The sequence below is a fragment of the Ammoniphilus sp. YIM 78166 genome (genome assembly GCF_004522215.1).
GTDB lineage: Bacteria > Bacillota > Bacilli > Aneurinibacillales > RAOX-1 > YIM-78166.
This window is the reverse complement of record NZ_SDLR01000026.1, coordinates 1-6,526: the sequence shown is the minus strand read 5'-3', so window position 1 is coordinate 6,526 and position 6,526 is coordinate 1. Positions and strand designations below refer to the sequence as shown.

6 protein-coding genes are annotated in these 6,526 nt (G+C 46.1%); 2 read left to right on the top strand and 4 right to left on the bottom strand.

What is annotated here, in order from left to right:
• The 4 genes from EIZ58_RS32495 to EIZ58_RS32480 all read right to left on the bottom strand — a co-directional run.
• A partial coding sequence (locus tag EIZ58_RS32495; protein WP_134705200.1) for a class I SAM-dependent methyltransferase occupies positions 1 to 699 on the bottom strand: 699 nt, incomplete at its 3' end.
• A gap of 18 nt (positions 700 to 717) precedes the next feature.
• Positions 718 to 2,244 (bottom strand): tripartite tricarboxylate transporter permease, encoded by a 1,527-nt coding sequence (locus EIZ58_RS32490; RefSeq protein ID WP_134705199.1) that lies wholly within the window; start codon positions 2,242 to 2,244, stop codon positions 718 to 720.
• Between the two features lie 9 nt (positions 2,245 to 2,253).
• A complete protein-coding gene (locus EIZ58_RS32485; RefSeq protein WP_134705198.1) occupies positions 2,254 to 2,709 on the bottom strand; it encodes a tripartite tricarboxylate transporter TctB family protein in 456 nt (151 codons plus the stop codon).
• A gap of 78 nt (positions 2,710 to 2,787) precedes the next feature.
• A complete protein-coding gene (locus EIZ58_RS32480) occupies positions 2,788 to 3,849 on the bottom strand; it encodes a tripartite tricarboxylate transporter substrate binding protein (RefSeq protein ID WP_134705197.1) in 1,062 nt (353 codons plus the stop codon).
• 202 nt (positions 3,850 to 4,051) lie between these two features.
• On the opposite strand from EIZ58_RS32480, the gene EIZ58_RS32475 reads away from it, so the two are divergent.
• Together EIZ58_RS32475 and EIZ58_RS32470 are read left to right on the top strand one after the other, a co-directional pair.
• On the top strand, positions 4,052 to 5,656 hold the full coding sequence (locus tag EIZ58_RS32475; protein WP_134705196.1) for an ATP-binding protein: 1,605 nt from the start codon (positions 4,052 to 4,054) through the stop codon (positions 5,654 to 5,656).
• A 17-nt stretch (positions 5,657 to 5,673) separates the two neighbouring features.
• Positions 5,674 to 6,387 carry a response regulator gene (locus EIZ58_RS32470; protein WP_134705195.1) on the top strand — a complete coding sequence of 238 codons (714 nt, stop codon included), beginning with the start codon at positions 5,674 to 5,676 and terminating at the stop codon, positions 6,385 to 6,387.
• The last annotated feature ends 139 nt before the right edge of the window (positions 6,388 to 6,526 follow it).

Below are 6,526 nucleotides of genomic sequence, written 5' to 3'. Positions count from 1 at the left end.
CATCCTCTGATCCGCCTGAAGAATATGCTGCTCCACTCTCGCCACTTGTTCTTCAGATTTCGTGGTACGTCTCACCCATGTCGGAAAGTCAAAGGTCTTCTTGCGCAACCGTGAGGTAACAATTTGCAGCCCTGCTTCGCTCGCCCAGGCCGTCCACTCTTCGGTTCGGTGACAGCGACCATGGCTCTCATCTCTGATATATTCGAGCGTATTCACAAACTGGTCTAATTGATCGTCGGCCGGTACGACATTATCGATCAACAGAAACTTGCCGCCTGGCTTGAGTACCCTAGCCGCTTCGCGTACGAACTCCTTAGGATTCGGAAAGTGATGGGCGGCAATGCGGCAGGTCACGACGTCAAATGTACCGTCAAGAAACGGCAGACTCTCCGCATCTGCGACCACGTACCAAACATGGGGACAAGTGGGCGCGAGATGTTTTTGGGCTGTCGCCAACATCTCGCGGGTAAGGTCCGTGGCAAACACGTGGGCCACATGAGGAGCCAGGTTCTTCGTCACATGTCCCCCACCTGTTGCAAGGTCCAGAACGGTCCAATCCGGCTGCGGCTGGAGCCACTCTAGCATCAGAGTTAAATCATCCCCTTTCGCATGGGTTTCGCTCGTTACATACTTCTCGGCATTCCTTGAAAACTGATCTTTCACCGCATCCTTGATTTTCTTTGGATCTTGTTCTTGCATGTCTCTGTCCCCCCGATCTTAAGCTTCCTCATTAATAATAACCTTCTTCCCTCTCATCTTCAGAATCAGCGGAACCAGCATCCACAAGGCCGCCACAATCAAGAAGACTAAGGAAATGGGCTTTTGCAAGAAAATCATGAAATCCCCATTCGAGCCCGTTAACGCTCGGCGAAGGTTGTTTTCAATCATCGGCCCTAGAACCAGACCAAGGACAAGCGGGGCTACGGGGAAGTCATTTTTCGTTAAGAAGTACCCAACCACACCACACCCGATCAGAAGCATCAGATCAAAAGTCGTATACTGTACGGCATACACGCCAAAGAACGAGATAGCAATGATAATAGGGAGTAAATATTTGGCTGGGGTTTCGATAACTTTGGCAAACACTTTAACCAACGGCATATTAAGAATGAGAAGCATCACATTCCCAATGAACATACTCGCGATCAGACCCCATGCGACTTGAGGGTGATCCGAAAACAATAAAGGACCTGGCTGTATGTTGTACATGATGAGAGCGCCCATGAGAATGGCCGTGGTTCCGGAACCCGGAATCCCTAAGGTCAGCAACGGAATCATGGCTCCCCCGGAAGCCGCATTATTAGCGGATTCGGGTGCAGCCACTCCAGCTATCGCTCCTTGACCAAACTTACTTGGATTCTTGCTCAGCTTCTTCTCCATGATATAGGAGAAAAACGAAGCCAGTGTCGCTCCTGCGCCTGGTAGCAACCCGATAAAGAATCCTAAGAACGAACCACGCGCGATGGGTACCGCGCTCTCCTTCATGTCTTGCTTGGTCGGAAGGATTCTCCCTACTTTCGCAATCACTGCTCCTTCTCCATCTTTTTCAAGAATGGTTTTAAATACTTCTCCTAACGCGAATAACCCGACAGCAATGGTCAAAAACTCTAAGCCAGAATACAATACAGGCGTATCATAGGTGAAACGAGCAACCCCGGATACGTTGTCCAGACCGATCGTGGCCAAGAGTAGTCCAGAAATCGTCATAATAAGGGCCTTAGTCATGGATTTTCCTGCGAGTCCGCTCACCGCACACAATCCTAGAATCATCAGAGAAAAATACTCTGCCGGGCCAAAGGATAAAGCTAAATCCGATAAAGGCTCAGCTAAGATCACTAGCCCGACAATCGAGACGATCCCTGCGAAGAAGGATCCAATCGCCGCAATCGACAAGGCTTGGCCCGCTCGACCTTGTTTGGCCATTTGATATCCATCAAGAGCGGTCACGACCGAAGAGGATTCCCCTGGCGTGTTCAGTAATATGGAAGTCGTTGACCCGCCATACATCGCTCCATAGTAGACCCCTGCGAGTAAAATAATAGAGCTCGTTGCTGCGGAGCTGGGATCCAATCCCGAAGTTAAAGTCGAGGTCACGGGGATGAGCAAGGCGACCCCACTCATGGGCCCGATACCTGGCAAGACCCCTACAGCTGTACCAATGAGCACGCCAAAAAACGCAAATGCGAGATTATGCCACTGAAGGGCGACAGCAAAACCGTTACCTAGAAACTGTAATGTTTCCATCTCTACCTCCTAATTGAACCATATTGGAAATCCAGGCAAGGAACCTTCCAGTACTTCCACAAACAAATAATAAATACCATAGGAAAAGCCACCAGAAATCAAAATCGTCTTGAGCCATCCGCCTTTTTCCATCGTTTGAAAACCGATTACCAAAAAGATAAAGGTGGTGATCACGTAGCCCATTGGTTCAAGTAACAAGCCATACAAGATGGCAGAAACAAGGATAATGGCAAATCTTTTATAGTCTAAGGACTGACCTTTTATTTTCATCGAGGAATAAAACCGAGTTTCATAGAATAATCGCAGACTCAATAGGATCAAGATAATGCCTAAGCCCAGGGGAAACATATCCGGACCTACGCTGCTTCCGTAGGCACTCGCTGAAATCTTCCTGCTTTCCACAATAAACGCTACACCGATCAATAGAAAAACTATGCTAGCTGATCTGTCAAACACAGCATTCATCTTGGCTCACCTCCACTTTACATTTCGATAGAAAGAGAAGAAGAGAGACTTCCCTCTTCTTCTACCTAAGCGCTGATTTTACTTCGCCATATCAAGGGAAACAAGGATCTCTTTGATCAAAGCTTCCTGGCCTTCTAGGAATTTCTTGAATTCATCCCCACTCTTAAATCCATTCTCCCAGCCGTTTGCTTCTAAGGCTTTTTTCCATTCTTCCGTTTCAGACATGGTCTTCAAGGTATCTTCCCAGAACTTCACCACGTCGGCTGGCATGTCCTTCGGTCCAAATAATCCGCGCCAGATGGTAAATTCGGCATCGATGTTTTGCTCTTTATACGTTGGGATGTCCTTGAATTCACCCGCTAATCTCTCCGATGAGGAGATTCCTAGTACTCTTACTTTTCCTGCCTTTAAAAATTCACCCGTACCTGAAATGTCTGTTGCAATAGCGTCCGCATTTCCGCCTAATAGGGCTGTCATCGCTTCACCGCCGCCATCATAAGAAACAAATTTGATTTTCTTTGGATCAATCCCCGCCTTTACAGCTGGCAGCATAGCGACCAGATGATCTTGGGAACCGGGTGCGGATCCTCCTGCAAGGGTTACCGATCCTGGATTCGCTTTCATGTCTTCAAATAGAGCGTTTAAATCCTGATATTTGGAATCGGCCTTAACCACAATGGCACCGTAATCCTTGGTTAACTGAGCAAGCGGTGCTAAATCGCGATAGGAATAAGGACTATTTCCTTCCTTCTTCAAGTTGTTGATGATGAGAGGTGCGGACGGTAAAAACAGTCGGTAAGGATCCTTAGGGTCCTTATTGACGAAGTCTGCTAAGCCAACAGCTTGCCCGCCACCCGGTTTATTTTCTACCGTTATGGTTTTCGTAACGAGATTGGTTTCTCCCAGAACTTTAGTTAAGGCTCTTGCTGTTGTATCCAAACCCCCGCCTGCACCAGAAGGTGCGGTAATCGCGATCGGCTTTTGTGGATAATCGGATTTCGCTTCCGCTTTGTTTCCGCTTTCATTACCGGGAGTAGGCTGACTTGCCGTTTGCGTACCGCCGCATGCACTTAAACTTATCGCAAGAGCGCTTGTGATTAGGATGGCTGTCCATTTTTTCAACTTCAGGCTGTTGATCATGTGATGAATCCCCCTCTTTTTGTTTTTAGAACTTGTCATCATCATAAACAAATCTAAGTGAGAAGTGAATATTTAGAAAGTTTAAGTCTTTTTCTTCATTTTTATCTATTTTTTATAATAAAAATTATTTTCCCATAAATTGTTTTGTCGGATTCTTCTTCTATGTCTTAAAATAAGGTGATAACGAACAAGGCGGTGGAGAATGGCAAGATTTAAGATAAAAATCAACTTGCTGAGTAAGATGATTTTCCTGATCTCAATCGTTGTTTTACTATGCATGTCCATAGCGGTGATGATCTTCAGTAATATGGTCGAGGATATCATTGATGAAAAGTTGGGGAAGCAAGCGTTGATGGTGGCCAAGTTGGCTGCTCATGAACCGAGGATCATCGAAGCCTTTTCCCATGCTAACCCTTCGAGGACCATTCAACCCATTGCGGAAGAAATTCGCGAATTGACGGGGGCAGGCTATGTCGTCATCGGCAATCGCGACAATATTCGTTATTCTCACCATCTTGTCGAAGAGATCGGCCGCAAAATGGGGACAAGCAACGAAGAGGTATTCGAACAAAACCGATCGATCGTGTTCCAGGGTACCGGGTTGTCCGGTCCAGCGATCAAGGCCAAAACGCCGATCTATGATGCTCAAGGACAGCTTATTGGCGTGTCCTCTGTTGGATTCCTGCTCGAGCAAATTGAGACCCAGGTCATGGAATACATCTATAAGGTGATGTACTTAGCAGCCCTCCCTCTTCTTCTAGGCGGGGTAGGTGCTTACTTCGTAGCAAAAAGTGTAAAAAGAATGATTTTTGGACTGGAGCCTGAAGAGATTTCTTATATCTTTAAAGAAAAGGAAGCTGTTTTGGAGTCCATCCACGATGCGATCCTGGCGGTGGATACTCAAGGCCGAATCGTGTCCATGAATAAAAAAGCGCGAGAACATCTTGAGCTTAGCCAAATCGAAATCACGCTGATTGAACATTTGCCTTTTCCATATTTGCGAGCGGCCCTGCATGAATCTTTAGGCCACGAGCAAGACCAAAAGAATTTGAAAGTCCTGGTACGAGACCAAATCTTCATCATGGATTCCTCCCCGATCTTTTACAAGTCTCGCCTAACCGGTACCGTGTTTTCCTTCCGGCCGGTTTCCGAGATTGAGCAGTTGACGGAGGAATTTGCGAAGATCAAAACCTTTTCGGATAATATGCGAGCCCAAAACCACGAATATTTGAACAAGCTGAATCTCATCTATGGCCTGTTAAAAATTAACCAAACAGATAAGGCAATCGAGTTAATATCAGAGGAAGTGAACGAACGGCAAGACCTGTTGGCTTTTCTCATGGAATCCGTAAAAGATCCGCTGATTGCCGCCTGCTTATTAGGGAAAGCGAACCGTTCCAAAGAGCTCAAGGTCCACTTCGAAATTGACCAAGAAAGCGAGCTATTAAATATTCCAGGCAGCTTTGACTCCTCTACCTTTATTACTATTCTAGGAAATATCATTGATAACGCGCTCGAGGCTTCCTCAGGGGAACAGGGATCTGAGGCTAGAGTCAAAGTTTCCTTTACGGATATCGGAAAGGATATCATTTTCGATATCGATGATAACGGACGCGGTGTGTCTCCAGAGGAGGAACAAAAAATCTTTCAGTACGGCTACACCACCAAAAACTATGGCCATAACCATGGAATCGGGCTAAGCCTCGTTCAAAATGCCGTTCACCTATTGGACGGCCAACTGCATGTCGGGGACAGCGACTTGGGCGGCGCCCGTTTTACCGTGATTATACCGAAAAAAGTGGCTTAGAAAGGAGAATGGCGCACATGCCCATCCAACCGATTGAGGTTATGATTGTAGAAGATGACCCAAGAACAGCAGAGATCTACAAGCAGTTCACTCAAAAACTAGAGGGTTATACGGTAAGCGATATTGCCAATTCAGGGGAACAAGCGCTAGAACTCTTAAAAATCTACTCCCCTGACCTCATTCTGCTAGACATTTATTTGCCGGATATGAACGGAATCGATTTACTGTGGCAAGTAAGAAGCCACTACCGAGGGGTCGATGTGATTTTGATTACGGCTTCCAATGAGGCTGACACCGTTCGGGAAGCCATTCGCGGTGGCGTTTTTGACTACATGATCAAACCTATTATGATCGACCGATTCCTCACAACCTTAAAGAAATACCAAGATGTGAAAAAACAGCTGAGTAATAGCAAAGTCTTTCGACAGCACGAAGTGGATTCGTTCTTTAAAACCATCCCCGTGGGCTCGATCCACGAAGGAGGCAACATGGAGAGTCCTCTTCCTAAAGGCATCGATAAGCTCACCCTATCCCGAATCAAAAAACAGCTAAACGAAGCAAGTGTAAGCGTAAACGTTGATGAGTTAGCTAAATCTTTAGGAATTACCCCCTCAACGTCGAGACGTTACTTAGAGTACCTTCTTTCCATAGACGAAGCAGAGGTGGAGTTAAAGTATGGAGCAGTAGGAAGGCCAGAGCGAAGATATAAGTTGGTGAATCAAAAAAGGTAGAAGGTCTTTCCATCGATCTAAGAAATAGATTTGATATATAAAAATAAAGCCATCTCAAACTTAAATGAGATGGCTTATTGATGTTTACGCCTCAAACATAACCATCCACTCATCAATATGAATCGATGAAATCTTTCCA